The organism is Gordonia sp. LMA484, from assembly GCF_058129505.1.
Window position 1 is genome coordinate 285,009 of the sequence record NZ_CM176700.1, and the last position, 26,176, is coordinate 311,184.

A 26,176-nucleotide genomic window follows, 5' to 3' on the forward strand; every position below is an offset into this window, starting at 1 on the left:
GTGGGGCCGGTTTCCCGTCGGGGGCGGTGGTGCAGGAGTCACGACCTCTGATCGTAGGTACTCGTTTGCCTTCGATCGAATCCGAGCGCATACTTGCGGGCGGCAACTAATTGCAGCCTACAACTAATTGCAATGAGAAAGTAAAAATCCGTCAGCGGGGAAGGACGTGCGCGTGCTCGATCAATCGGCGTTCGACGAGTTGTTCGATGTGCTCACCCGGTACATGCGTATCCGGGATCGGGCGGTGCACACCACGTTCAAGACGGCCGAAGGTGAGTTCGAGACGGCGGCATTCAAGGGGCTTTTCCACCTCGCCCGCCAATCGATGCGCTCGCGAGAGTTGGCGGAGAGCCTCAACGCCGATCCGTCGACCGTCAGCCGTCACGTCGCGCAACTCGTCGATCTCGGGCTCGTGCGCCGAGAGGCCGACCCCGCCGACGGCCGTGCCACCCTTCTCGTCATCACCGATGCCGGGCGGGAGCGTGTGGAGGCCATGCGGACGGTGCGCCGTGTCGCAATGGATCGCGCCATGACCGATTGGACCGACGACGAACTGTGGACGCTGGTGCGTCTGCTGACCCGATTCGTCGACGCGACCGAGTCGGTCATCGTGCCGCCGCAGTGCGACAAGAACCAACCGTCGCTGACAGACCTTGTGAAAGGACAATCATGACCGAATCGACGGCCGCAGACGTCACCGCGGCCCACGACGACAACACGGCGGGGGCCGGGCTGACACACCGTCAGATACTGACCGTGCTCGCCGGTCTGATGAGTGCGATGTTCCTCGCCGCACTGGATCAGACCATCGTCTCGACGTCGATCCGAACGATCGCCGACGACCTCAACGGCTACGACATGCAGGCGTGGGCCACCACCGCGTACCTCGTCACCGCGACGATCGTGACGCCCCTCTACGGCAAGCTCTCCGACCTGTACGGCCGTAAGCCGTTCTTCATGGTTGCGATCTCGATCTTCGTGGTCGGGTCGCTGCTCTGCAGCATCGCGACGTCGATGTATGAGCTGGCGGCGTTCCGCGCATTCCAGGGCCTCGGTGCCGGTGGTCTGATGACGTTGGCGTTGACCACCATCGGTGACATCGTGCCGCCCCGCGAGCGCGCCAAGTACCAGGGCTACTTCCTCGCGGTGTTCGGCACCTCGAGCGTGCTGGGCCCGGTCCTCGGCGGTCTCCTCGCCGGACAGAGCTCGATCCTGTGGGTCTCCGGCTGGCGCTGGGTGTTCCTGGTCAACGTGCCCATCGGCCTTCTCTCGCTGCTGCTGATCTACAAGGTCCTGAACTATGACCAGCAGAAGGGTCGGGGTGGGCGCACCGACTACTGGGGCGCGACGGCACTGGCCGTGGCGGTCGCCCCGCTGCTGATCGTCGCCGAACAGGGACGCGAATGGGGATGGACCTCGGGCCTGTCGCTGCTCTGCTACGCCATCGGCGTGATCGGGATCGGTGTGTTCATCTGGATCGAGCACAAGATGGGCGACGAGGCGCTGATCCCGTTGCGCGTCTTCAAGAACCCAATCTTCTCCCAGGGCATCGTGATCTCGGTGATCATCGGTGCGGCGATGTTCGGCGGCATCTCGATGCTGCCGCAGTACTACCAGGTCCTGCGTGGATCGAGCCCGATGGTCGCCGGCCTGCAGATGCTGCCGATGGTATTGGGCCTGATGACCGGTTCGATCGTGTCCGGCCAGCTGATCTCCCGCACCGGCCGCTACAAGATCTACCCGATCATCGGATCGGTGCTGGTCACCGTGGGTGCGTTCCTGATGCATCTCGTCGGGGTGGACACCCCGGTGTACCTGGTGATGCTGACCGCTGCCCTGATCGGCTTCGGTCTGGGCAACCTGATGCAGCCGATCATGTTGGCGATGCAGAACATCTTGCCGCCCAAGGACATGGGACTGTCCACCGGCACGTCGACCTTCTTCCGCCAGATCGGCGGCACGATGGGCGTCGCCGTCTTCTTCTCGTTGCTGTTCTCCCTGATGGGCCCGAACATCCACGACGAGATGACCGCAGCCGCAAGCCAGCCCGAGTACCGGACCGCCGTGGTGCAGGCCGCGCAGAGCGACAACCCGAAGGTCGCGCAGTTCGCCCAGGGGTTGATGGCAGCCGCGGAGAACCCGGGTCAGGCTTCGGGGGCCTCGGACAGCGTGATGTCCGACACCTCCGTGATCAGCGAGCTCCCGACCGAGCTCGCCCGCCCCATCAAGGTCGGATTCGCCAACTCGATGGACACGGTGTTCCTGGCGGTGTCGATCATGTCGCTGATCGCCATCCTCGGGACGGTCACCTGGAAGGAACTGCCGTTGCGGACCGGTCGTCCGATCGGCGCGGCGAAGGAAGAGGTGCCGGCCACGGCATGAGCCTGGCTGTCGGCGGGGCGACCCTGGTCGCCCCGCCTGGCGGCGGCGACAGAACCCTGGATTTCGCCGACGGAACCTTGGATTTCGCCGACGGAACCTTGGATTTCGCCGACGGAACCTTGCTTCGCGTCGAGAGAACCCAGAAAAACGCCGACAGCACCCACCATTTTGATTTCGACCCCGCCGGTGGCGAGGTCGAGGTGGGTGCTGTCGACGTTTTTCTGGGTTCTCTCGACCGCCGTCAGGCGGGTCTCGAGGTTGGCTCGCCCGCTGTTGGGCGGGTTTCGAGGTGACGTCACCAGCGTCGGGCGGGTCTCGAGGTTGGCTCGCCGGCTGTTGGGCGGGTTTCGAGGTGACGTCACCAGCGTCGGGCGGGTCTCGAGGTTGGCTCGCCGGCTGTTGGGCGGGTTTCGAGGTGACGTCACCAGCGTCGGCCGGGTTTCGAGGTGACCTCACCAGCGTCGGGCGGGTTTCGAGGTGACGTCACCAGCGTCGGCCGGGTTTCGAGGTGACCTCACCAGCGTCGGCCGGGTTTCGAGGTGACGTCACCAGCGTCGGCGGGGTTTCGAGGTGACCTCACCAGCGTCGGGCGGGTTTCGAGGTTGGGCGCGCGCCACGCCAGTCAGGTCGCGGGCAGGGCTCGGATCCGGCTGTGCGCGGGCATGGTTTCGAGGGTCAGGCCGACTGGTTCGGGGGAGAACAGGCCCGCGGACATGGTCTTCAGTTCCGGGTCGACTGGGAGCTCGAACTCGGATCGGTCGAGGATGTCGCGCTGCAGATCCACCCCGGGCGCGATCTCGATCACGGTAAGACCCTCGGCGCGCAACTCGAGGACACAGCGCTCGGTCACGTAGAGCACCTTCTGTCCGGTCTGCAGGGCCCGCTTGCCCGAGAAGGTCGGCGAATCGACGTCGGCGACCAGCTTGGTGTGCGAGCCGTCGGTACGGATCTGCAAGGCGCCGTCCTCGATCGCGATGTCACGCTTCCCTGCGGTGAACGAGCCGACGAAGACGATCGCGGGTGCTCCCGACGTGATGTCCACGAATCCGCCGAGCCCGGCGGTCACATGACGACGTTTCGGCAGGCTGTGGACGTTGACGTTCCCGTGGCGGTCGATCTCGAGGAATGACAGCAGCGAATGTCCGAACCCGCCACCCTGGAGAAGGGTGAACTGGTCGGCGCTCTGCATGATCGCGTCCGGGTTCTGCGATACGCCGAACACGAAGTCCAACAAGGGAACACCGCCGACCGCGCCCTGTTCGATCACCCAGGAGACCGCCTTGGGCAACCCTTCCTCGACCAGGACATGGGGAACCAGGGCAGAGACACCGAAGCCGATGTTGGCGATCTCGCCGGACCGTAGTTCGCTCGCGGCGCGACGGGCCATGATCTTCTCCAGGGAGAACGGCACCGGTTCGAGGGTGCTCAACGGACGGCGTAGCTCGCCGGAGATGGCGGGGTCGTATGTGGTCTGGGTGGTCTGCAGCTGATCCGGCGCGACAACGATGGCGTCGACGAGAATGCCGGGCACACGGACCGTCTGAGGACTGAGGCTGCCGCCTTCGGCCAGATACTTGACCTGCGCGATGACGATCCCGCCGTTGTTGTGGGCGGCATACGCGAGATCGAGCGCGCCCAACGGTGAGGCCTCTTCCTCGAAGGTCAGGTTCCCGAACGTGTCGGCCGTCGTCGCGCGGATGATCGCCACGTCCGGCACGACGGCGTCGTAGAACAGCCATTCCTGCCCGTCGATCTCCTGGACCCGCACATAGGCGTCGGGCGTGACGGTGTTCATCCGGCCGGCGCCGACCCTGGGGTCGACGAAGGTGTCCAGACCCACCTTGGATAGCACGCCCGGCTGTTTCGCCGCGGCGGCACGGTGCAGCTGGAACAGGATTCCGGCGGGGAGGTTATACGCCTCGAGCTCGTTGTTCTCGATCATCTGCCAGATCGCGGGGGGCTCCGCCGACGACGGGCCCGACGGATACGACCCGGCGACAACCCGCGACAGCAGACCCGGTTGGGCCAGGTGATCGATGCCCTTGATGCCCCACATGTCTCCCGACGCGATCGAATGGATGCTGGTGAGATCCTGCGGAGACCGGGTCTCGCGGAATCGTTCTCCGATCCCCTCGAGAACGGCGTCGGGGCAGCCGAGTCCGGAAGACGAACTGACCGTGATGGTGTCGCCGTCGGCGATCAGATCCGCGGCCTGACGGGCGGTGAGTATGCGAGGGATGTGCATGGTGGTGACTCCTGAAGAGCGCGTTGATGATCGAGATTGATGCGAAAGGATGACGCGGCAGACGTGTGATCACGGCCCGTCGGGCAGGAACTTCATGACGTGCGTCGCGACCATGCACGTCTCACCGCGCTGATTGGTGGCGACGATGGACGAGTACGACTTGCTCGCCGCCTCGTCGATCGTGTCGACGGTGTAGGTGATCGTCACGGTGTCACCGAGGAACACCGGCGCCACGAAGCGCACCCGGTCGTAGCCGTAGGACACGGCGCGGCGGCCCGCCCGGGCGGCGATCTCGGTCGACGCGGTCGACGACAGGCCGAGGATCAGTACGCCGTGCGCGATGCGCTCTCCGTACGAACCCGCCTCCATGTACGACCGGTCGATGTGATTGGGCGCGAAGTCGCCGGTGATGCCGGCGAAGCCATAGACGTCGTACTCGCCGACGGTCTTGGTGAAGGTGGCGGTGTCGCCCTTCTGCAGACCGTGGCCGGAGCGTGCGACCTGATGCGATTCACTCATGTCCTGTACTTCCCTTCTCGGTGGTCCGGTCGGGTCGAACCGGGGATTGATCACGAAAGCGCTTGTGCCGACGACAACTGCCCGGCGGCCTCCCGCGCCGCGATGCGGGCGAAATGCAGAGGCGCATCGATGGCCCGTTCGGCCGAGCCGGCGACCTCCGACAGCGACACCGCGAGATCCGGGGCGGGAGCCGCGACGTCGCCCGCCATCACCAGGGTGCGCACGCCGGCGGATATGCAGTGGCCGAGCACCGTCCCCACCAGCTTGCCGGTCATCGACGTGGCGTCGAATCGTCCCTCGCCGGTGATGACCAGGTCCGACGTGGGGACGGCAGCGGCCAATCCGGTCAGTTCGGTGATCCGCTCGGCGCCAGGGACCAGAGTGGCTCCCCACGCGCGCAGACCGAAACCGACTCCGCCCGCGGCGCCGGTACCCGCTTGTGACCGATCGATCTCGAACAGCGGTTCGGCCAGATCCGCGAACCGCGCGAGTGCGTCGTCAAGAGCCTGCCGGGTGGCCAGATCGGCGCCCTTCTGCGCTCCGAATACGTGTGCCGCGCCCGTCGGGCCGCACAACGGCGCGAATGTGTCGGTCATGACCTCGACGCCTCCCGGCGGTGGCGGGATCAGACCGGCCGTGTCGATATGAGCGACCCGCGCCAGGTCCAGGGTATCGGCGATGTCGAGACGGCGCCCGGCGCCATCGAACAGGCGAAGGCCGAGTTCGAGAAGCGCACCGACGCCTGCGTCGGTGGACGCAGAGCCGCCGAGACCGACGACGACACGTTCTGCGCCGTGATCGATGGCCGTCCGGATCACCTGACCCAGGCCGCGCGACGTCGCGCGGGTGGGGGCGGGCGCAGACATCAGCGGCAGCCCACTGGACTCGGCGAGCTCGACGACGCCCACCGACCCGGGGAGTTCAAGCCATCGCGCCGCGACCGGTTGTCGGTCAGGCCCGCACACGGGCCGGCCGACGACGTGGCGGCGGGCCCGGGGCTCGGAGGTGGCGATCGCGTCCAGCGTGCCCTCGCCGCCGTCGGCTTGGGGCAGGACGGTGAGGCGATCCGCCGGCCGGGCCTCGTGCCACCCGAACGCGATCGCATGGGCGATCTGATCGGCGGGAGCGCTCCCCTTGAACGAGTCCGGTGCGATCACGACGCTCAGAACCCGGTCGTCGGGAACGGTCGGCCCTGCGATGCGATGGGTGGTCATGTGATCGAGTAGCCGCCGTCGACCGGGAGCACGACGCCGGTGACGTATCGGGCAGCGTCGGAGACCAGGAAGGTCACCACGTCGGCCACATCGTCGCCATCGGCGAAGCGCTGCAACGGGATTCGGGCCAACTTCTGCGCGCGGAACTCGGCCTCGCCGAGCACGTCCGCGGTCATCGGCGTCTCGATGTATCCGGGTGCGACGGCGTTGACCCGAATGCCGTACTGCCCCAGTTCGACCGCGAGACCCTTGCTCAGCTGGGTCAGGGCGGATTTGGTCGCGCCGTAGGGCACGATGCCGGGAACCGCACGATCGGCGGACAGTGACGCGATGTTCACCACACTGCCCTTCGACTCGATGAGGGCTTTCGTCGCCTGTCGGATCAGGCGGAAGGCGGCGGACACGTTCACCTCCCACAGTCGCTCGAAATCCTCGTCGGAGATGTCGATCGCGTCGGTGCGTTTCTGGATGCCGGCGGAATTGACGAGCACGTCGAGTCGCCCGGTGCGCGATATCGCCTCGTCGATCGCCGACTGGCTGACGGCCGCGTCGGTCAGGTCGCCGCACACTCCGAGGCCGGCCATGGTCTCCATGACGGACACGACCCTCGGGTCCGCGTCCAGTCCGATGACGAACATCCCTTCTCGCGCCAGGCCGCCGGCGATCGCCGACCCGATGCCACCGGCGGCGCCCGTGACGATTGCTGTTCTGCCCGTCAGTCCGTTGTTCGACTCGACCATCGGGTCCTCTTTCCGGATCGGACGGCGTGCCCGAAGGCAGCCGTCAAGAAACTGTTTTCACAATTCGAGTGCTCAACTGTGGAGCCTTTACCTCGGTGTTCTGAGGGTATAGGCTCTCCACCACAATCCGCAAGAAAGCGATTTCAGGAGTTTCATGATCACCATCGACCTCCCGGTGGCCGGCGGCGGCACCGCTGCCCACAGCTTCGGTGACCCCGCTGCCCTGACCACCGCGGCAACACCTCCGACGTCACGTGAGGTGTTCGCGGCCGCCCACGTGGTCGCGAACCCGTATCGGGCCTCCGCCGAGGGCGGCGCCGATCAGATCGACTGGGAGGCCACGCTCGGACTGCGCCACGACCTGTGGTCGCTGGGTCTGGGTGTCGCCGAGGCCATGGACACCTCCCAGCGGGGCATGGGGCTCGACTGGGCCGGTGCGCGTGAACTCGCCACCCGGACCCTGCGTGCGGCGCACGAGGTGGGCGGCCGGGTCGTGGTGGGCATCGGTACCGATCACCTCAAGACCGATGACCCGACGCTGCGCGACATCATCGGCGCGTATCTCGAGCAGGTCGCCGCCATCGAGTCTCTCGGCGGGTCGTGCGTGATGATGGCCAGCCGCCATCTGGCCGCGGTCGCGACCACTCCCGACGACTACGTCACGGTGTATGACGCGGTTCTGTCGCAGGCCTCCAACCCGGTCGTACTGCATTGGCTCGGAGAGGTTTTCGACCCTGCGCTCGCCGGCTACTGGGGGCACCGCGATCCGTCGACGGCGATGGACACCGTGGTCTCGATCATCGCCGACCATGCCGAACGAGTCCGCGGCATCAAGGTCTCGCTCCTCGATCCGGTGCAGGAGATCCGCCTCCGTAACCGGATCCCCGACGGGGTCCGGGTCTTCACCGGTGACGACTACAACTATGTGGACATGATCGCCGGCGACGGCGACGGGCACAGCGACGCACTGCTGGGGGCGTTCGCCGCCGTCGGCCCGTACGCGTCGTCGGCGTTCGCACAACTCGATCGAGGCGATGTGGCCGGCTTCCGTGACATCCTCGGTCCGACAGAACCCTTGTCACGCTTGATCTTCACCTCACCGACCCAGTACTACAAGGTGGGCGTGGCCTGGCTGGCATACCTCAACGGTCAGCAAGATCATTTCCGGATGATCGGCGGCTTCGAGACCGGGCGCACCCTGGTGCATCTCGCCGAACTGATCCGGGAGGCCGACGGGATCGGGTTGTTCACCGACCCGGATCGCACAGCGCAGCGCGCACGTGCGTACTTCGCGGTTCACGGGATCGGGTGAGGGATGCGCCTGTTCGATTGCAGCCTGAACTCCGCCACGATCCGCGGGGCCTCCCTCGACTCCGTCATCGGCCTCGCGGTCGAGCACGGATTCGGTGGTGTGGGCCTGTGGCGTGACCTGCTCGACGACGCCGACATGACCGATGTCGCGAGGCGAGTCGCGACGTCCGGGCTGCGCGTCAGCAGCGTGTGCCGTGGTGGCATGTTCCCCCAGCCCACGGCCGAACTTCGGCGGGACCGTCTCGAGGACAACCTCCGTGCCATCGACCAAGCGCACGCGTTGCGGGCGGACTGCTTGGTGTTGGTGTGCGGACCCGCGCTGCACGGCGATCCGGCCGGGGCGCGCGAGCAGATCCGTGACGGGATCGAGGCTCTCGTGCCTCATGCCGCGGCCGCCGGAGTCGAGTTGGCGGTGGAGCCGTTTCATCCGATGATGGCCGCCAGTCGCTCTGCGATCACGTCGTTGCGTGAGGCGATCGCGCTGGTCCAGACGATCGGAAGTCCGCATCTCGGACTCGCCGTCGATTCCTATCACCTCTGGTGGGAGGACGAGCTGCACGAGCGCATCGGCGCGTCGGGAGACCTGATCCGGTCGGTCCAGCTCGCCGACTGGATGACGCCGATCCACGACGAGCTCGCCAGCCGGGGCATGCCGGGGGAGGGGGTCATCGACATGGCCGGATTCCTCTCGGACTGTCGGGAGGCCGGATACCGAGGTCTCGTCGAGGTGGAGGTACTGAGCAGCCGATGGTGGGCGTGCTCCCCGGCCGAGGTCGTGGCGACCGCCGCTCGGGCGCTCGCCGGCCTGTCCGATACCGTCGACGGACACGGAGTCCAGGAATCGCTTTCTGCAGATCGCCCAGAATGTGACACCCGGGCAGTATCGTCCATGACCAGGCACGATGGATAAGGTCTGCCAGTGTGCGTGACCGGCCCGGCTGCCGGTGCCGAAAATTTTCTCAGCCCACCAGCGAGGACGAGGTTCATGTCGACACAACGCCCCACCGCTCCGCGATCACGACCGACCATCGCGACGGTCGCCGAGGCCGCCGGTGTCTCGATTGCCACCGTGTCCCGGGTCATGAGTGGTTCGTCCAAGGTCAAGCAGGAGCTCGCCGACCGGGTTCACGAGGCCGCCGACCAGCTTTCGTACCGGCCGAGCCGAGCAGCTCGTGGACTGGCGCTCGGCAGCCTGCGCAACATCGGGGTCATCCTGCCCGATCTGACCAACGCGTACTTTTTCGATGTCGTGAACGAGATGCATCGGGGCGCCGCGGAGCACGGCTACCGCATGCTCGTGGCGGACTCGAACGGTGACCCCGACGAAGAACTCAACACCGCGCTCGACCTGCTGGGCCAGGTCGACGGTCTGGTGCTGCTGTCGAGTCGGATACCGACGTCGGGCCTCAAGCAACTCGCGCGCGGGCAGGCGCCCACCGTGCTCATCAACCGGATCGAGCTCGGGGTGGATCTGCCCATGGTCGCTGCCGACAACTTCACGCCCACCATGCAACTCTGCAGTCATCTGGCCCGACTCGGGCACACCCGGGCGGTGTACATCGGTGGATCGGAACTGGCGTGGCAGAACCGCGAGCGCTGGCGTGCGGTGCAGAGTTCGTCGGCCTTCGGTCTGGAGACGACGAGCGTTGCGGCCGACGGCACCGTCGAGGGCGCATACGCGGCCGTCGGAGAAGCATTGCGTCACGAACCGACCGCATTGATCTGCTTCAACGACCTGAGCGCGATCGGGGCCATCTCGGCGCTGCGCGACGCGGGCCTGCGCGTACCCGAGGACATCTCGGTGACCGGATTCGACGACATCGTTCTGGCGCGCCACATCGCCCCCCGGCTGACGACGGTGAAGAGTCCGAAGATCGAACTCGGGCGACGCGGCTGGGACCTGATGCGGGCGATGCTCGACACCGAGGAGCGGCCGGAGTCGCCCGACCCGTTGCCGGCGGAGATGGTCATCAGGGAGTCGACCGGCCCCGCGCCGGTCCGGGACTGAGCGCGCGGCGCGGAACAGCCGTGCAGTCGTAGGTGACGGAATTTCCTCCAGAGCCACGCAAGGTATTGAGAAAGCGCTTTCTCTGCGATACAGTTCACACATCAGCACAGCATGTATCTGCTGACACAGGAGAGAAAGCGTTTATCTCATGACCGTCGTTCGATCACTTCGCCCGATGCGGATGACCGCGGCCGAGGCCATCGATCTCATCCCCGCCGGTGCCACGGTGGCGCTGACCGGAGCGGGCGGTGGGGTCCTGGAACCCGAGGCATTGCTCACCGCACTCGAGGCGCGCTTCCTCGAGTCCGCACAGCCGCGGGACCTGACGGTCATGTACGCCCTCGGGATGGGGGATCGTCGGGGTGGCGGCACCGGTCGACTCGCACATCGCGGACTCGTGCGTCGGGTGATCGGTGGTCTGTGGACGTGGTCGCCCGAACTGCGCCGGATGGCCCAGGACGAGGAGATCGAGGCGTACTCGCTTCCCGGTGGTGTGATCAGCCAGCTCTTCCGTGAGATCGGCGCGCGCCGGCCCGGTCTGGTCACCACGGTCGGTCTCGGCACATTCGCCGATCCGCGACATGGCGGCGGCAAGTTCAATGATGCCGCAGTCGACGACATCGTCGAACTGGTCGAGTTCGATGGTCGGGACTATCTCCGCTACAAGCCGTTGCGCATCGACGTTGCACTGGTTCGTGGCGACACCATGGACCGCAACGGCAACATCGGCTGGGCCGGGGAAGCCGCCCAGCTCGACGCGCTGTCGGTTGCCCAGGCGGCGCGCGCATCCGGAGGAATCGTGATCGCCCAGGTCAAGACCATCACCGACGACATCCTCGACCCCCACGTCGTGCACCTGCCGGCGCTTCTCGTCGACGCTGTCGTGTCCGTGCCGACCCAATGGCAGACGCACGGTGCTGAATTCGATGAAAGACTCTGCCGCCCTGGAGATCTCGATCAAGACGCGGAGATGCCGACCTCACGTGCACGCGAGATCATCGCGCGGCGGGCGGCGTCACACATCGGCCGCGGCTCGATCATCAACGTGGGCTTCGGAATCCCCACCCACGTCGTCGACGTGCTGGCGGCCGAGCAACGCCTGCAGGAGAACACGATCGTGATCGAACAGGGCATCTTCGGCGGACGCCCGCTGACCGGCGATCTGTTCGGCGCGGCACTGCATCCGGAGGTCGTCCACTCCTCGACCACCCAGTTCGATCTGATCAACGGCGGCCTCATCGACATCACCTGCCTGGGCATGGCCCAGGTGGACGCGAGCGGATCGGTCAACGTCAGCCACATCGCGGGTGCCATCAACGGGCCCGGAGGCTTCGTGGAGATCTCGGAGAGCGCCGACACCGTGGTGTTCTGCGGCACTTTCACCGCGGGGGGCCTCGACGTCGACATCGTGGACGGACGACTGGCGATCTACCGTGAGGGACGCGTCCCGAAGTTCGTCCCGTCGGTCGAGCAGGTGACCTTCTCCGGGGCCCGTGCACTGCGGGACGGCCAACGCGTCGTCTACGTCACCGAACGCGCCGTGTTCGTGCTCGGTGAGTCGGGTCTGGAACTGACCGAGGTCGCACCGGGAGTCGACATCGAACGAGACATCCTCGCGCACATGGGCTTCACGCCGATCATCGACGCGCCCAGACAGATGGACCCGACATTGTTCGGAATCTCTGCAGCGCTTTCTTCGCACTGAACAACCGACAATCACCGAGGAGTGATCAATGTCCTTTGCACCCGGCACCCGCCACAGCCGAATCCCCACCACGCTGTTCGGATCCGACGAACGCGCACTGGTGGCGGACTTCGTCGACGAGCGCATCCGGCCGATCGCGGCCGAACTCGACGAGACCGAACGGTTCCCGGAGGAGCTCTACAACGAGATGGGAAAGATCGGGCTCTTCGGGATCACCGTTCCCGACGAGTTCGGCGGTGTCGGCGGCACCGCACTCGACTATCTGTTCGTGATGGAGTCGCTGTCCTACGGATACGCCTCCATCGCCGACCAATGCGGTCTGGTCGAGATCCTCGGCACGCTGCTGAGCAGCTATGGCAGCGACGAGCAGAAGCGGCGCTACCTGCGTCCCATGCTGACCGCCGAGAAACGGTGCGCCTATGCGCTGACCGAGCCGGGGTCCGGATCGGACCTGGGCTCGATCACGACCCGAGCGGAACGGACCACGTCCGGCTGGCGGCTTCGTGGAGAGAAAATCTACATCCACAACGCGCCCGTCGCCGACTTCGCCGTGGTGCTGGCCGTCACCGACCCCGAACGCGGTAAACGAGGCGGCATCTCGGTGTTCGTCGTGGACATCGACACGCCTGGCGTGAGTCGCGCTTATCACGAGCACAAGATGGGTCAGCGTGCCTCGCAGGTGGGCGGACTCGTCTTCGATGATGTCGAGCTCGACGAATCGGCACTCCTGGGCGAGGAGGGGCAGGCGTTCGGTTACATGATGAAGGTCCTCGCCAAGGGCAGGCTCGGCATCTCCGGACTGGCCCTGGGCATCAGTCGTGCGGCTCTCGACGCCGCAGTGCGTCAGTCGCTGGATCGTCACCAGTTCGGACGGGCCATCGCGGAGAACCAGGCGATCTCGTTCTCGCTGGCGTCGGTGGCCACCGAACTGCAGGCGGCGACATCGCTGTCGGTGACAGCGGCCCGGGCGCTGGACGCAGGCGACGGTGACGCCGAGGTCCTGTGTTCGATGGCGAAGCTCAACGCGTCGGAGGCGTCCGTCCGCCACACGGATGCAGCCCTGCAGGTGTTCGGTGGGAACGGGTTCATCCGCGGCTATGAGGTCGAGCGTCTCTATCGGGACGCCCGGATCACCAAGATCTACGAGGGCACCAGTGAGATGCAGCGCCTGATCATCAGCCGGTCGTTGTTGCGATCCGCCGGCTGACGGTTCGAGCGGGCTCGTTCACGCAGTGCGAGAAAGCGCTATCAGGACGGCGCGGATGCTGGGGTCTGACCAGATGGTCCGCGGCGGACTCCCGCGCACCGACTGCGCTCTCGACTACTCCGTCTGATCTGCATCGATGTCGCCAACTCGGCGATCCCTTCCCCGCCTACGCAAGACTCTTGACATGTGGTCCCGATCACTGTAGAAAACGCTTACAGGAGGTTTCAGTTTTCATGAGACACACAATTCCCCGGGTGCGAAGGCTCGCGACTGCGGCTCTCGCCGCCGTCCTGGGCTCCGCCGCCCTCGCCGGATGCGGAACCGGTTCATCGTCATCGGACGCGAGCGACCTGCTGATGGTCTCCGAGGTCCGCTCGCTCACCAATCCCTACGAGGCGGCCTGGGTGGAGGGCAGTCAGGCCTACGCACGCTCGGTCGGCGCCGACCTCAAGGTCATCGTCTACGGCGGCGACTCGCAGAACGCGCTCTCACAGCTGCAGTCCGTCCTGGCGACCGGCAAGAAGGTCCTGCTCAACATCAACCCCAACACCAGTGCCGACACCCCGGCCATCGTGCGGGCCGTGCAGAACAGCGGCGGCTGCGCGGTCACCCAGTGGAGCAAGCCGGCCGACCTGCACCCGTGGGACGTCGGCGACGGCTGGGCCTCCTACGTCAGCTACGACGGCGTCAAGGAAGGCGCCGACACCGGTGACGTGTTGGGCCAGAGCATCGGTGGCAAGGGTGGCGTCATCGCGATCCAGGGTCTGCTCGCCAACGAGGTGAGCAAGACCCGGTACCAGGGCTTCACCGAGGGCATCGCCAAGCATCCGGGTGTGAAGGTTCTGGACAGCCAGCCCGCCGACTTCGACCGCAACAAGGCGTATGCGACGACACAGACATTGCTGAACAAGTACGGCGACAAGGTCAACGGCATCTGGGCGGCCACCGACTCCATGGCTCTCGGCGCACTGCAGGCGGTGCGTGAGAAGGGCAAGGTCGGGCAAATCAAGGTCGCCAGCGCCGCCGACGCGACCCCCGAAGGTCTCGAGGCCATCGAGAACGGACAGATGGTCTCCACCTACACCACCGACCCCTACTTCAACGGCGCCATGGGCCTGGCCATCTGCCATCAGGCGGTGACCGGTCAGCTCGATGTCTCGCAGCTGCCCCGGCTCAAGCGCGAGTTCTATGTCGATCAGACGCTGATCACCAAAGACAACGCAGCACAGTACGCCCAGCGTCCGACGGACCAGCAGATCGTGGACTCGGTCCGAGATCCGTTCTCGCGCATCGTCGGCCCCATCGATCAGTGAGGAACATCCGACCATGACCACATCAGCACCGGCGCAGCCGGACGAGATCGCGCCGACAACCGGTGACGGCACCACCGCCGGACACCGGGGCGGCTCGGTTCTGTTGTCCCGCTGGGGGCGTTCGCTCGGACCACTCGTCGCGCTCGTCGCCCTCTGCGTGATCTTCTCGTTCACCGCCGACTCGTTCTTCACGATCGGCAACTTCAACGCGATCGTCCAACAAGCGGCGATCCCACTGATCCTCGCGATGGGGGCCACGCTCGTCGTCCTGATCGGCAGCGTCGATCTCTCCATCGAAGGGGTCATGGCCGCGAGCGGCCTGACGTTCGTCCTGATGGCGGCCAACAGCGTCAACGGCAACAACCTCGGACTGTGGGCGGTCTTCATCGCGGTCGGCGTGGGCGCACTGTTCGGCCTGGCCAACGGTGTGCTCCACGCGGTCGCGCGGGTCCCGTCCTTCCTCGTCACACTCGGCACCTGGTTCATCGGACTGGGTGTGGCCACCGTCTTGTTCGGCACCACCACACCGCAACTCGCCGATGCGGGGCTCGGCCACTGGGCCCAGGGCGCGTGGCTCGGCATCCCGATCATCGTCGTGTTCGCCATCGTCGCCGTCGTGGTCACCTTGTTCATCTGCAAGTTCACCCCGCTCGGCACGCACACCTACGCGATCGGCGGCGATGAGGCGATCAGCAAGGTCACCGGCATCAACGTCACCCGCACGAAGGTCATCCTGTTCACCATCGCGGGCATCATGTCCGGGATCGGCGGTGTCCTCGCGACCATCCGACTGGGTGTCGGTGACGTCGGGGTCGGCTCGGGCAACCTCTTCCTCACCCTGTCGGCGGTGGTGGTCGGCGGAACCCTTCTGTCCGGCGGCCGCGGCGGACCCCTGCACTCGCTCGTCGGCATCCTCCTGCTCGTCGTCCTCGGCAACGGTCTGTTGCTCTCCGGCGCGAGTCCCTATGTCCAGCAAGGCGCACAGGGCGTGATCATCGTCGCCGCGGTGATCGCGACCGGATGGCCTGCCCGCAACCGATTGAGGGTCGTGAAATGACACCACTACTCGAACTCGACGGCATCACCAAGCGCTACGGCCCCAATGTGGTCCTCGACGATGTCTCCATCACCGTCAACAAGAACGAAGTGATCGGACTGATCGGCGAGAACGGGGCGGGCAAGTCGACGCTGCTGAAGATCTTGGCCGGCGTGCACAAGCCCGACGGTGGCGTGATGCGGATCGCCGGCATCGACACCGTGTTCGCCGACCCGGCCGACGCCACCCGTCACGGTGTCGGTGTCGTCCACCAGGAACAGTCGCTGCTGCCGAATCTGAGTGTGGCCGAGAACCTCACCTTGGGTTCGGAGTCGGACTACGTCCGCCTCGGCGTCACTCGACGAGGTGCCCGCCGACGCGCCGCCCAGGCGATGCTCGACCGCGTCGATTCCGCCGTCGACCCCGACGCGCCGACCGAGGACCTCGGGTTCGCCGAACGGCAGATGGTGGAGGTCGCCCGTGCCATCAGCGACCGCCAGTCCGACCACGCACCGCTCCTGGTCCTCGACGAGCCGACTTCGGTGTTACAGCCCGCCGACATCGAGATCCTGCACGAGCGGGTGAAGGCCCTTCGCGAGATCGGATCGGTCATCTTCGTGTCCCACCGGCTCGACGAGGTCCTGCGGTTCTCCGACCGCGTCTACGTGCTTCGGGACGGCCGCCTCGTCGGGGAACGCACGACCGCCGATGTCGACGAACGCGAGCTCTATTCGATGATGATCGGCAAGGAGGCCGCCGACGAGATCTACTGCACCGACCGACGGGTACCCGTCGACACGGCGCAACCGGTTCTCGAGGTCCGCGAAGCATCGGTCGGCCGCAGCGTCGACGGGGTGTCGCTCTCAGTCGCCCCCGGTGAGGTCGTCTGCATGGTCGGCGTCGCCGCGTCCGGCCGAGAAGAGTTCGCGCGAGCCGTCTTCGGAGCCGAGCCCCTGCGCGGCGGGAACGTGTCGGTCGCCGGTTCACGACTCTCGCCACGCTCACCCAAGCAGGCCGTCGGCGCGGGAGTGGCCTACCTACCCGCCGAACGCCGTTCGGAGGGGATGGTCGCCGGTGCCACGGTCGCCGACAACATCTGCCTGTCGCATCCGGTGAGCGGACGCCGGGGCCGGGCGGCCGCCGCACGACAGGTGGCCGAGACGTGGATCCGGGAACTGCACATCCGACCCGACGATCCCGACGCCGACATCGCCCGGCTGTCGGGTGGCAACCAGCAGAAGGCCGTGCTCGCCAAATGGCTGTGCGACGACAGCCTTTCGGTGCTCATCCTCGACCACCCGACGCGCGGTCTGGACATCGGTGCCAAGGAAGACGTCTACCGACTCATCCGCGACCTCTCCGACCGCGGTGTCGGCGTGCTCGTCCTCGCCGACACACTCGATGAGGCGATCGGTCTCGGGCATCGCATCGTGGTGCTCCGCGACGGCCGCCTGACCGCCGAATATGACTCTGTCGCAACACAACCCCCCACAAAGCTCGAGCTACTCGAAAAGATGATGTGACCATGGCTGACACCGCAATCACCTCGACACTGCGCCACAGCGCCGCTGCGCCGACGCGATCGCTGCCCACTGCGGCGATGCTGCGGACCGCGGGACCGCCGGCCCTGCTGATCGTGCTCCTCGCGCTGGTCACGATCGCCGAGCCCAACTTCTTCTCGACGACCGCGCTGTCGGTGGTCACCGCCCAGGCGCTGCCGATCCTGCTGCTCGGGCTCGGACAGATGTTCGTGATCCTGACCGGCGGCATCGACCTGTCGGTCGCGGCCGTGTGTTCGCTGGGAACCGTGATCCTCGCTCAGACCATCGGCGCCACCGGGCCATTAGCCATCCTGATCACCGTGGCGGCCACCGCCGCCATCGGCGCGCTCACCGGTTTCCTGATCACTCTCGGACAGGTTCCCTCGTTCGTGGTGTCCCTGGGCGCGCTGGGATTCTGGGGAGCCATCGCGCTCGCATTGTCCGGGTCGACGACCATCTACATCGATCAGCACTACAGCGCGATCTTCTGGCTCAGCTCGCAGACCTTCCTGAGCATGCCGCTGGCCGTGTGGATCGGACTGCTGATCGCCGCGGGCATCTGGGCCTTCATGCATTACCACCCACGTGGCAACATCTTCCACCTCGTCGGACTCGGCGAGAGGTCGGCGCTGATGGCCGGCATCCGGACAAAGGCGGTACGCATCACCGCGTTCGCGCTCTCCGGACTCTTCGCCGGCCTGGCCGCGGTGGTGCTGTCCTCCCAACAGCAGAGTGCGGCACCGCAACTGGCCGACGCGCTGCTGCTGCCCGCCATCGCCGCCGTCCTCGTCGGCGGATGCGCGATCACCGGAGGAATCGGCAGTGCCTGGAAGGTCATCGTCGGCGCCCTCATCGTCACGGTGTTGCGCGTCGGCGGCTCGGTCGCCGGTGTCGATCCCAACTATCAGCAGATCGTGTACGGCGGGGTGGTCATCGCCATCGTCGTTCTCACCCTCGATCGCAGCAAACTCGCGATCATCAAATAGACCATCACAGGAGGAAAACAAATCATGTCTCGAACAGTGCGCGGAGCAGTCATCGACGCGATCGGCGGAAAGTGGGAGGTCGAAACCCTCGAACTCGCCGAACCCGGGCCCGGTGAGGTTCGCATCAAGGTCATGGCATCAGGACTCTGCCACTCCGACGATCACCTCGTCACCGGTGACATCCCCAACGCGCTGCCCATGGTCGGCGGTCACGAGGGTGCGGGCATCATCGACGCCGTCGGGCCCGGCGTCCGCCGTCTTGCCGTGGGTGACCATGTCGCCACCGCCTACCTGCCCGCTTGCGGCCGGTGCCGGTGGTGCTCGCAGGGCATGCAGTACATCTGTGACTCGGGCGCGGGGATGGAGAACGGATTCGGTATCGACGGCAATCCGCGTTTCACGCGCTCGTCGGGGCAGCCGATCGGGGCGATGCAGCGGCTGGGCACCTTCGCCAATTACCTGGTGACGGACGAAACCCAAGCTGTCAAGATCGACGACGACCTCCCGTTCGACGTCGCCTGCCTGGTGTCGTGTGGTGTGGCGACGGGGTGGGGAGCCGCGGTCAACGCAGCCCATGTACGTCCGCGAGAGACCGCCATGATCGTCGGAGTCGGCGGCGTCGGCATCAACGCCGTCCAGGGTGCCCGCAACGCCGGCGCGGCACATGTGGTCGCGGTCGACCCGGTGCCGTTCAAGCGAGAGCAGGCGCTGACTCTCGGGGCCACGCACGCGTTCGCGTCCATCGCCGAGGCCATGCCGTTCGTGCACTCGGTCACCAACGGTCAGGGTGCAGACTCCGCCGTCGTCACCGTCGGCGTTGTCGACGGGGCATTGATCGCCGAGGCGTTCTCCGCGGTTCGCAAGGAGGGACGGGTGGCGGTGGTCTCGATCGGTCAGAACGAACCGGGCATCCCGATCAGCCCGCTGGAACTCGTGGTCTATGCGAAGACGTTGCGCGGTGTGCTGTTCGGCAACTGCAACCCGACCTACGACATCCCCGCCCTGCTGGACTATTACAAGGCGGGCAGCCTCAAGCTCGACGAACTCATCACCACCCGCTACACGATCGACCAGATCAACGACGCCTACGTCGACATGCACGCCGGCAAGAACCTGCGTGGCGTGCTGATCCACGAGCACTGAACCGACCACTCACCAGGAGTCACACATGTCTTCTCCCAGCGTCATCGAACCGACGACCTCGGTCCGCCGCTACGGGATGTTCATCGACGGTAATTTCGAGTCCGGCGCCGACCGATCCACGGTGATCCGGCACAGTCCGGTCGACGGCCGGGAACTCGCCGAATACGTCGCCGGCGACCGCACCGACACTCTGCATGCCATCGCCGCGGCACGGCGGGCGTTCGACGATGGACCGTGGCCGACCACCCCATCGATGGAACGCGCCCGCGCATTGCTGCGGGTGGCCGAACTGATGCGCGCCGACGCCCCGCGACTGGCCCGCATCGAGGCCGAGGAGACCGGAAAACCGCTGCGGTACGCGCGCAGTGACGTCGACGGAAGTGCCGAGCTCTTCGAATATGCTGCGGGGCTTGCCATGTCGGCGCACGGGGAGGCGCACACCGGAATCGCCTCGGACTGTACGGCCCTGGTGGTCCGCGAACCCGCCGGTGTGGCGGCGATGATCCTGCCGTGGAACTTCCCGCTGCTGCTCCTCGCACAGAAGCTGCCGTTCGCACTCGCGGCGGGTTGCACGGCGGTGATCAAGCCGTCGGAGTTCACCTCCGGCACCACGCTTGAACTGGCCGGCATCCTGTCCGCCGCCGGTCTGCCGGCCGGCGTGGTGAACGTGGTCACCGGCTACGGCGCCGATGTGGGATCGGTACTCGCCGAGAGCCCCGACGTGGACATCCTCTCGTTCACCGGCTCCACCGCAACCGGTCATGCGATCACCGCGACGTCGGCGGGCACGGCCAAGCGACTGTCGATGGAACTCGGTGGCAAGGCCGCCAACATCGTCTTCGACGACGCCGACCTCGACGACGCTCTCGACGGCGTCCTGTTCGGTGCGTTCTTCAACAACGGTGAATGCTGTGTCGCCGGGTCGCGCCTGCTCGTGCAGGAGTCCATCGCCGACGAGTTCGTCGAACGATTGGTCGGCGCGGCCGAACAGCTGCGGATGGGTGATCCGCTGGACGAGTCGGTCGATGTGGGACCGATGATCCACGCCGGCCACGTGAACAAGGTCCGCGGCCACATCGCATCGGCGCAGACCAACGGAGGTCGCGTCGCGGTCGGCGGACCGGCCGTCACTGACACGGAGGACTCTGCGGGACATTTCGTGGCGCCGACGATCATCCTCGACGTCACCGAGCAGTCTCCGGAGTTCCACGAGGAGATCTTCGGGCCGGTGCTGACCGTGACGCGATTCGACGACACCGACGAGGCCGTGCGGCTCGCCAACGCCACCGAGTACGGGTTGTCGGGGTCGCTGTGGACCAAGAACATCGATCGCGCGCTGTCGGTGGCCAAGAAGCTTCGCAGCGGACGGGTGTGGGTGAACACCGCCATCGACGGTGCCCCGCAGCTCCCCGCCGGCGGGATGAAACAGTCCGGCTACGGCCGTGAGATGGGCATCGTCGGCTTCGAGGAGTTCACCGAGATCAAGACGATCCAGATCCGGGAGGGGAAGCGGACGCGGGCGTTCCCGCACATCGGGTAGGCGGACTCGTCGAGAGGACCCTGGATTTCGTCGACGGAACCCAGGATTGCGTCGACGGAACCCTGTTTCGCGTCGAGAGAAACCTGGTTCGCCGACAGCACCTTGCTTCGCGTCGAGAGAACCCAGAAAAACGCCGACAGCACCCACCTTTTTGATTTCGCCCGCCGGTGGCGAGGTCGGGTGGGTGCTGTCGACGTTTTTCTGGGTTCTCTCGACCGCCGTCAGGCGGGTTTCGAGGTTGGCTCACCAGCTGTCAGGCGGGTCTCGAGGTGACCTCGCCAGCGTCGGCCGGGTTTCGAGGTGACCTCGCCAGCGTCAGGCGGGTCTTGAGTGACCTCGGCCGCCGTCGGGCACGTCTCGGGGTGAGGCGGGTCAGCCGCGGGACGGCTCGTTGGCCTCGTGGGGGTGCGCGGCGAGACGCTCGATGGCCTCCTGCGCGACCTTCTCGGCCTCGGCCTTGCCGACCCAGCCGCCGGGCTGGACTTCCTTACCCGGCTCGAGGTCCTTGTAGTGCTCGAAGAAGTGGGAGATCGGGCCGAGCTCGTATTCGCTGACGTCCTTGATGTCCTGGATGTGATCCCAGCGGACATCGCCGGCGGGCACACACAGCAGCTTGTCGTCGCCGCCGGCCTCGTCGGTCATGGTGTACATGCCGACCACTCGGGCCTTCACGATCACGCCCGGGTACACCGACTCCGGGAGCAGCACCAGCGCATCCAGGGGATCGCCGTCCTCGCCGAGGGTGCCGTCGATGTAGCCGTAGTCGGCCGGGTAGCCGAACGATGTGTACAGGTAGCGGTCGAGGTAGATCTTGCCGGTCTCGTGGTCGACCTCGTACTTGTTGCGGCTACCCTTCGGGATCTCGATGGTCACATCGAATTCCACAGTTCCTCCTGGCACGTCTTCGTGAGTTCGCTGGTCGGTGACGGCGGACGGCCCATCCACATCGTGGGTCGCCTGCGCAGATCGCCTCAACGATACTGTGGGAACCGGAACGCGGGGGCCACGACCCCGAACAGGACACACTCGGAGGTTCAGTGGGCGCACGGCGCAGATCGACTCGCCGCATGGTGCTGTGGACGATCATCTCGGTGGTCATTCTGGCCATCGTCGCCGTCGGGTCCGTCGCCGTCGCACTCCAGCTCGACAAACAAGACGAACTTCCGCCCGGCATCCCGCCGCAGCCGGCAGCCATCACGGTGAATCCGCAGATCAAGCCGGTTTCCGCAAACGCACCCGAACCCACCGCGGCGGGTGTGCGACGACAGATCGCCGCTGCTGTCCGAGACCCCGCGCTGGGCGAGTTCTCCGGGGAGATCAGTGACGCCCTGACCGGGCAGACGCTGTGGTCGGATTCGCCGACGCAGCCGCGCATCCCGGCGTCGAACACGAAGATCCTCACCGCCGCCGCAGCATTGTTGTCCTTGCCACACAACCAACGCCTCACGACGACGGTCGTACTGGGCACCGACGGTCAGCTCATCCTGAAGGGCGCCGGCGACCCGACACTGTCGGCTCAGCCGAACGGTGCCGCCACCTTCTACACGCGTCCGGGACGGATCTCCGATCTCGCCGCACAGATCCGGAAGGCCGGGATCAACGTCACCTCGGTCGCCGTCGACACCAGCGCATTCACCGGGCCGACGATGGAGCAGACCTGGGACGAACAGGACATCGCCGGCGGCGATATCGCACCGATCGAATCGTTGATGACCGACGGCGCACGCATCGAACCGCTCGACGAGTTCTCGCCGCGCGTACCCGACCCGGCAATCACCGCGGGCACACAGCTCGCCGACGCGCTCGGCGTCGACTCCGACGTCACCGACGTGACCGCCCCGACCGGGGCGCAGGTCGTCGCACAGGTGACCTCGGCGCCGTTGGTCACCCGGGTCAACGACATGATGCGCTACAGCGACAATGTGCTCGCCGAGACGTTGTCGATCGAACTCTCCATCGCCCAGGGCGGACCACCCACCATCGCCGGTGGGGTGACCGCGGTGCGCAACGCCCTGTCGCAACACGGTTTCGACATGTCCGACGTCACGCTGCGCGACGCCTCGGGCCTCTCCTACGCCAACCAGGTGCCCGCCGCCGTGCTCGACAACCTGATGGGTGCGGCGGCAGGTCCGTCGCAGCCGCTGATGCGGTCGCTGCTCGACGGGTTGCCCGTCGCCGGTGGCACCGGCACGTTGGCCGACCGGTTCAACCCGGACACGAATCCCGGTGCGGGCTGGGTGCGTGCGAAGACGGGAACCCTCACCGGGGTGAGTTCGTTGACCGGGATAGTCCAGACGATCGACGGTCGGGTCTTGGCGTTCGCACTGATGTCCGGGGGCACGTCACCGGCCGACGCACGGCCCGCGCTCGACGACGTGGCCGGTGAGCTGAGGGAATGCGGATGCCGATGACGAACACCGAGCCGAATATCAACGACCTGAACAACAGCGTGTCCGAGAGTGAGTCGATCGGCGCACGCATCGACTGGGGTCTCGCCGCGGCAACCGGCAAGCGGCTGTCCCGTCCGGGCCCGAAAACCACCGCCTACACCCTCGACGCCGCGTACGCCGAACTCGCCGACGCCGCCACCCGCGCCGAGGCGCCGGTCCGTGAGGTCACCCGACTCGCCGACGGGCTCCGGGTACCCGCCACCCGTGTCCTCGATCGCCGCGAGTGGGTCGAGGCGGCGGCGCAGTCGATGCAGTCGATGCTCGGCGTCGACGGGGCGACCGGCTCGTCCGGCGGACTCGCCGCACTGTCCTCGAAGGCCGGCGGCGTGCAGGCCGGTGGCCTGCTGGCGTTCCTGTCCGGCGCCATCCTCGGCCAGTACGATCCGTTCACCCCCGACCCCGACACCGGCGAACCGGGTGTGCTGATGGTGGTGGCGCCGAACATCATCTCGGTGGAACGCTCATTGCGCGTGGTACCCAGCGACTTCCGGCTGTGGGTCTGTCTGCACGAGGTCACCCACCGGGTGCAGTTCTCGGCCAATCCGTGGTTACGCCAGTACATGGTCGACAACCTGGAGATCCTGACCTCGGAGACCGATGAGTCGGCCGGCGAGATCGTCGCGCGGATCAGCTCGATGGTGCGCGGCGACAAGCCCCGGGAGAAGGGCGTGCTCGGCGCGATGCAACTGCTGCAGACACCCGAACAGTACGAGGCGTTCGGCCGCATGATGATGCTCGGCACGCTCCTCGAGGGGCACGCCGATCACGTGATGGATGCGGTCGGACCTGCACACGTGCCCACGGTCGCGTCGATCCGGCAGGCCTTCGACAAACGACGGACCGGTCCGCGCAACCCGATCCAACGGATCATCCGCGCCCTGATCGGTATGGACGCCAAACTGGCGCAATACATCCGGGGGAAGGCCTTCGTCGACGAAGTGGTCGACGCCGTCGGGATGGACTCGTTCAACACCATCTGGACGTCCCCGGAGACCATGCCGCGACCGAACGAGATCGACGAGCCGCGCGCGTGGATGCAACGGGTGCTGTAACCCGCGCGGTCGCCGGGTTCGCCGCCGCTCATCCGGCTCTCGGTACAGACATGTGCGTAGGGCTGTCCGGTGGGCCGGATTCCCTGGCACTCGTCGCCGGTGCGGTGCGCGCCGGGATGTCGGTGCAGGCGCTGGTCGTCGATCACCGGCTCCAGGTGGGGTCGGACAGCGTCGCGGAAACAGCTGCGGCCGCAGCGCGCGCACTGGGTGCCGAAGCCCGCGTGCTCGCCGTCGACGTCGGCACTGTCGGCGGCCTGGAGGCCGCAGCCCGTCAGGCCCGCTACGCCGCCCTCGACGAGGCCCGCGACGGTCGCCCGGTCCTGCTCGCCCACACCGCCGACGATCAGGCGGAGACAGTCCTGCTCGGATTGGCCCGCGGCTCCGGCGCCCGGTCCATCGCGGGCATGCGAGCGTGGAATCAGCCGTGGGGCCGGCCACTGTTGGCGATCCGCCGATCACAGACACTCGCCGCCTGCGTCGAACTCGGCCTGCATCCTCATCACGATCCGCACAACCGCGATCCCCGCTTCACCCGCGTCCGGCTACGGGCGGAGGTGCTGCCGCTGCTCGACGACGTGCTGCACGGCGGGGTCACCGAGGCGCTGGGCCGGACGGCGTCGTCGTTGCAGGCCGACAACGATGCCCTCGACGATCTCGCCGACCGGCTGTGGCGGCGCGCGAAGATCGGCGACGACCTCGACACCATCCCGCTCCTGGAGACCCCTCTGGCCCTGCGGACCCGGGTGGTGCGGCGCTGGCTGCTCGACGTCGGCGCCACCGAACCGACGCATCGCGTGATCTCCGCGGTCGACGCCGTCGTCACCGACATGCGGTCGACGGCAACCGTCGCGGTCGGGGGCGACCCGACGGCACGCCTGGTCGTCGTCCGTGCCGGAGACAGACTGACGGTCCGCCTCGTCGAACGCTGAGGCGGACCGTCAGGGGATGGATCTAGCGCTTCGGCGGGACGAAGGGGGAGTTGATGGTGTTGAAGTACTGGATGGCTGAGTAGATCAAAGAGCCACCGCCGCCGAGCGAAAGGCCGACGATCGAGCCGATGCTGGCGCCCAACGGGATGGCCGGAAGACATCCGACGATGGCGGCGATCAAACCGGTGAAGCAGCCGATGACTCCGCCGACGACCGCTCCGAGCACGACGCCCACCAGGGACGAGATCGACAGTCCCGCACTCAACTCCTGATTGAAGCGCGCCAGCGCCGCGTCATCACGCTCCTGCTTCGTTCGGGGCGCATCGGCTTTATTGGCGGCCGCGAGTCGGAGGGGCTCCACCTCCACCGGACTAACCGCCGTCGACCGCGCAAGATTACGGGAAGGTATCAGTGTCGCCTTATTGCCGACCGTGTGTGCATCGATCGGGAACTGGCGATATTCCTTTCGATATGCCAACGGCATCCGGAATTGCTCGGCGCCGGCGAGATTTCGAATTACGAGTGTGCCGTTATTCGTGCTGATCGAACCGTTGTGGACCGTCAGGCTGAATGACGACCCTGTCATCGACACGTCGTAGGTCATCGGGCCGCCCGGCCTCGGCGCGGCTTGCGCCGTCCCGGCGAAGGCCGTGATTGCCACGGTGGCAAGGGAAATGATGGTCAGAAGGCGAAGGTGGGTGCGGATGCGGAAATGGGATGCCCTGGGGAGTGCTGCAAAATGCATAGGGGTCGTCTCTCGAGGTTCTGGGCTGCATCGGCAAGCCGAGGTGGGTGGCGGTGTGGCAGAAAACTTGTTCGCAGAACAAAAGATCAGGCCCCCGGAATCTATTTGTC

At 66.5% G+C, this 26,176-nt stretch carries 23 protein-coding genes; 17 read left to right on the forward strand and 6 right to left on the reverse strand.

Annotated features, from left to right (window positions below):
• Nucleotides 1–172: 172 nt before the first annotated feature.
• Genes AC4AMJ_RS01265 through AC4AMJ_RS01275 form a run of 3 tightly spaced genes read left to right on the forward strand, consistent with a single transcriptional unit; the run spans nt 173 to nt 2,675 of the window.
• Nucleotides 173–673, forward strand: coding sequence for a MarR family winged helix-turn-helix transcriptional regulator (locus AC4AMJ_RS01265; protein ID WP_489916781.1), 501 nt, complete (start codon nt 173–175; stop codon nt 671–673).
• Nucleotides 670–2,382: an MDR family MFS transporter gene (locus AC4AMJ_RS01270; protein WP_489916784.1), complete on the forward strand. Its 1,713-nt coding sequence runs from the start codon at nt 670–672 to the stop codon at nt 2,380–2,382. Before AC4AMJ_RS01265 ends, AC4AMJ_RS01270 begins: the two co-directional genes overlap by 4 nt.
• Nucleotides 2,379–2,675 carry a hypothetical protein gene (locus AC4AMJ_RS01275; protein ID WP_489916786.1) on the forward strand — a complete coding sequence of 99 codons (297 nt, stop codon included), beginning with the start codon at nt 2,379–2,381 and terminating at the stop codon, nt 2,673–2,675. The genes AC4AMJ_RS01270 and AC4AMJ_RS01275 overlap by 4 nt, the downstream gene beginning before the upstream one ends.
• A 329-nt stretch (nt 2,676–3,004) precedes the next feature.
• Here AC4AMJ_RS01275 and AC4AMJ_RS01280 read toward each other — a convergent pair whose 3' ends face one another.
• The 4 genes from AC4AMJ_RS01280 to AC4AMJ_RS01295 all read right to left on the reverse strand — a co-directional run bounded on the left by AC4AMJ_RS01280 (nt 3,005) and on the right by AC4AMJ_RS01295 (nt 7,100).
• Nucleotides 3,005–4,627 (reverse strand): acyl CoA:acetate/3-ketoacid CoA transferase, encoded by a 1,623-nt coding sequence (locus AC4AMJ_RS01280; RefSeq protein WP_489916787.1) that lies wholly within the window; start codon nt 4,625–4,627, stop codon nt 3,005–3,007.
• Nucleotides 4,628–4,696: 69 nt separating this feature from the next.
• Nucleotides 4,697–5,146: a MaoC family dehydratase gene (locus tag AC4AMJ_RS01285; protein WP_489897388.1), complete on the reverse strand. Its 450-nt coding sequence runs from the start codon at nt 5,144–5,146 to the stop codon at nt 4,697–4,699.
• A gap of 50 nt (nt 5,147–5,196) precedes the next feature.
• Complete coding sequence (locus AC4AMJ_RS01290) at nt 5,197–6,360, reverse strand: glycerate kinase family protein (protein ID WP_489916789.1); 1,164 nt, start codon at nt 6,358–6,360, stop codon at nt 5,197–5,199.
• Nucleotides 6,357–7,100 (reverse strand): SDR family NAD(P)-dependent oxidoreductase, encoded by a 744-nt coding sequence (locus tag AC4AMJ_RS01295; RefSeq protein WP_489897386.1) that lies wholly within the window; start codon nt 7,098–7,100, stop codon nt 6,357–6,359. Before AC4AMJ_RS01295 ends, AC4AMJ_RS01290 begins: the two co-directional genes overlap by 4 nt.
• A 154-nt stretch (nt 7,101–7,254) precedes the next feature.
• On the opposite strand from AC4AMJ_RS01295, the gene AC4AMJ_RS01300 reads away from it, so the two are divergent.
• The 11 genes from AC4AMJ_RS01300 (at nt 7,255) to AC4AMJ_RS01350 (ending at nt 20,890) form a co-directional block, all read left to right on the forward strand.
• Complete coding sequence (locus tag AC4AMJ_RS01300; protein WP_489897385.1) at nt 7,255–8,412, forward strand: dihydrodipicolinate synthase family protein; 1,158 nt, start codon at nt 7,255–7,257, stop codon at nt 8,410–8,412.
• Between the two features lie 3 nt (nt 8,413–8,415).
• On the forward strand, nt 8,416–9,321 hold the full coding sequence (locus tag AC4AMJ_RS01305; RefSeq protein ID WP_489897384.1) for a sugar phosphate isomerase/epimerase family protein: 906 nt from the start codon (nt 8,416–8,418) through the stop codon (nt 9,319–9,321).
• 75 nt (nt 9,322–9,396) lie between these two features.
• Nucleotides 9,397–10,419 (forward strand): LacI family DNA-binding transcriptional regulator, encoded by a 1,023-nt coding sequence (locus AC4AMJ_RS01310; RefSeq protein ID WP_489897383.1) that lies wholly within the window; start codon nt 9,397–9,399, stop codon nt 10,417–10,419.
• Nucleotides 10,420–10,567: 148 nt separating this feature from the next.
• Nucleotides 10,568–12,124, forward strand: coding sequence for a malonate decarboxylase subunit alpha (locus AC4AMJ_RS01315; RefSeq protein ID WP_489916792.1), 1,557 nt, complete (start codon nt 10,568–10,570; stop codon nt 12,122–12,124).
• Between the two features lie 28 nt (nt 12,125–12,152).
• Nucleotides 12,153–13,331 carry an acyl-CoA dehydrogenase family protein gene (locus AC4AMJ_RS01320; RefSeq protein WP_489916794.1) on the forward strand — a complete coding sequence of 393 codons (1,179 nt, stop codon included), beginning with the start codon at nt 12,153–12,155 and terminating at the stop codon, nt 13,329–13,331.
• A 254-nt stretch (nt 13,332–13,585) separates the two neighbouring features.
• On the forward strand, nt 13,586–14,644 hold the full coding sequence (locus AC4AMJ_RS01325; RefSeq protein ID WP_489897380.1) for a sugar ABC transporter substrate-binding protein: 1,059 nt from the start codon (nt 13,586–13,588) through the stop codon (nt 14,642–14,644).
• 13 nt (nt 14,645–14,657) lie between these two features.
• Nucleotides 14,658–15,701, forward strand: a complete 1,044-nt coding sequence (locus tag AC4AMJ_RS01330; protein ID WP_489916796.1) for an ABC transporter permease — start codon at nt 14,658–14,660, stop codon at nt 15,699–15,701.
• Nucleotides 15,698–17,203, forward strand: coding sequence for a sugar ABC transporter ATP-binding protein (locus AC4AMJ_RS01335; RefSeq protein WP_489916798.1), 1,506 nt, complete (start codon nt 15,698–15,700; stop codon nt 17,201–17,203). The genes AC4AMJ_RS01330 and AC4AMJ_RS01335 overlap by 4 nt, the downstream gene beginning before the upstream one ends.
• A 2-nt stretch (nt 17,204–17,205) precedes the next feature.
• A complete protein-coding gene (locus AC4AMJ_RS01340) occupies nt 17,206–18,207 on the forward strand; it encodes an ABC transporter permease (RefSeq protein WP_489916800.1) in 1,002 nt (333 codons plus the stop codon).
• Between the two features lie 24 nt (nt 18,208–18,231).
• Entirely contained in the window at nt 18,232–19,350 is a 1,119-nt protein-coding gene (locus tag AC4AMJ_RS01345) for an NDMA-dependent alcohol dehydrogenase (RefSeq protein WP_489916802.1), read from the forward strand.
• A gap of 25 nt (nt 19,351–19,375) precedes the next feature.
• Complete coding sequence (locus tag AC4AMJ_RS01350; protein WP_489916804.1) at nt 19,376–20,890, forward strand: aldehyde dehydrogenase family protein; 1,515 nt, start codon at nt 19,376–19,378, stop codon at nt 20,888–20,890.
• 372 nt (nt 20,891–21,262) lie between these two features.
• Here the strand turns inward: AC4AMJ_RS01350 and AC4AMJ_RS01355 are convergent, their stop codons facing one another.
• Nucleotides 21,263–21,775 (reverse strand): inorganic diphosphatase, encoded by a 513-nt coding sequence (locus AC4AMJ_RS01355; RefSeq protein ID WP_489897374.1) that lies wholly within the window; start codon nt 21,773–21,775, stop codon nt 21,263–21,265.
• 182 nt (nt 21,776–21,957) lie between these two features.
• Between AC4AMJ_RS01355 and dacB the strand changes: the two genes are divergently transcribed.
• Genes dacB through tilS form a run of 3 tightly spaced genes read left to right on the forward strand, consistent with a single transcriptional unit; the run spans nt 21,958 to nt 25,321 of the window.
• Complete coding sequence (gene dacB, locus AC4AMJ_RS01360; RefSeq protein WP_489897373.1) at nt 21,958–23,301, forward strand: D-alanyl-D-alanine carboxypeptidase/D-alanyl-D-alanine endopeptidase; 1,344 nt, start codon at nt 21,958–21,960, stop codon at nt 23,299–23,301.
• Nucleotides 23,298–24,392: a zinc-dependent metalloprotease gene (locus tag AC4AMJ_RS01365; protein ID WP_489916806.1), complete on the forward strand. Its 1,095-nt coding sequence runs from the start codon at nt 23,298–23,300 to the stop codon at nt 24,390–24,392. The genes dacB and AC4AMJ_RS01365 overlap by 4 nt, the downstream gene beginning before the upstream one ends.
• Nucleotides 24,371–25,321 (forward strand): tRNA lysidine(34) synthetase TilS, encoded by a 951-nt coding sequence (gene tilS / locus AC4AMJ_RS01370; RefSeq protein WP_489916808.1) that lies wholly within the window; start codon nt 24,371–24,373, stop codon nt 25,319–25,321. The genes AC4AMJ_RS01365 and tilS overlap by 22 nt, the downstream gene beginning before the upstream one ends.
• A gap of 22 nt (nt 25,322–25,343) precedes the next feature.
• Here tilS and AC4AMJ_RS01375 read toward each other — a convergent pair whose 3' ends face one another.
• A complete protein-coding gene (locus tag AC4AMJ_RS01375) occupies nt 25,344–26,066 on the reverse strand; it encodes a DUF8020 domain-containing protein (protein ID WP_489916810.1) in 723 nt (240 codons plus the stop codon).
• Nucleotides 26,067–26,176: the final 110 nt, after the last annotated feature.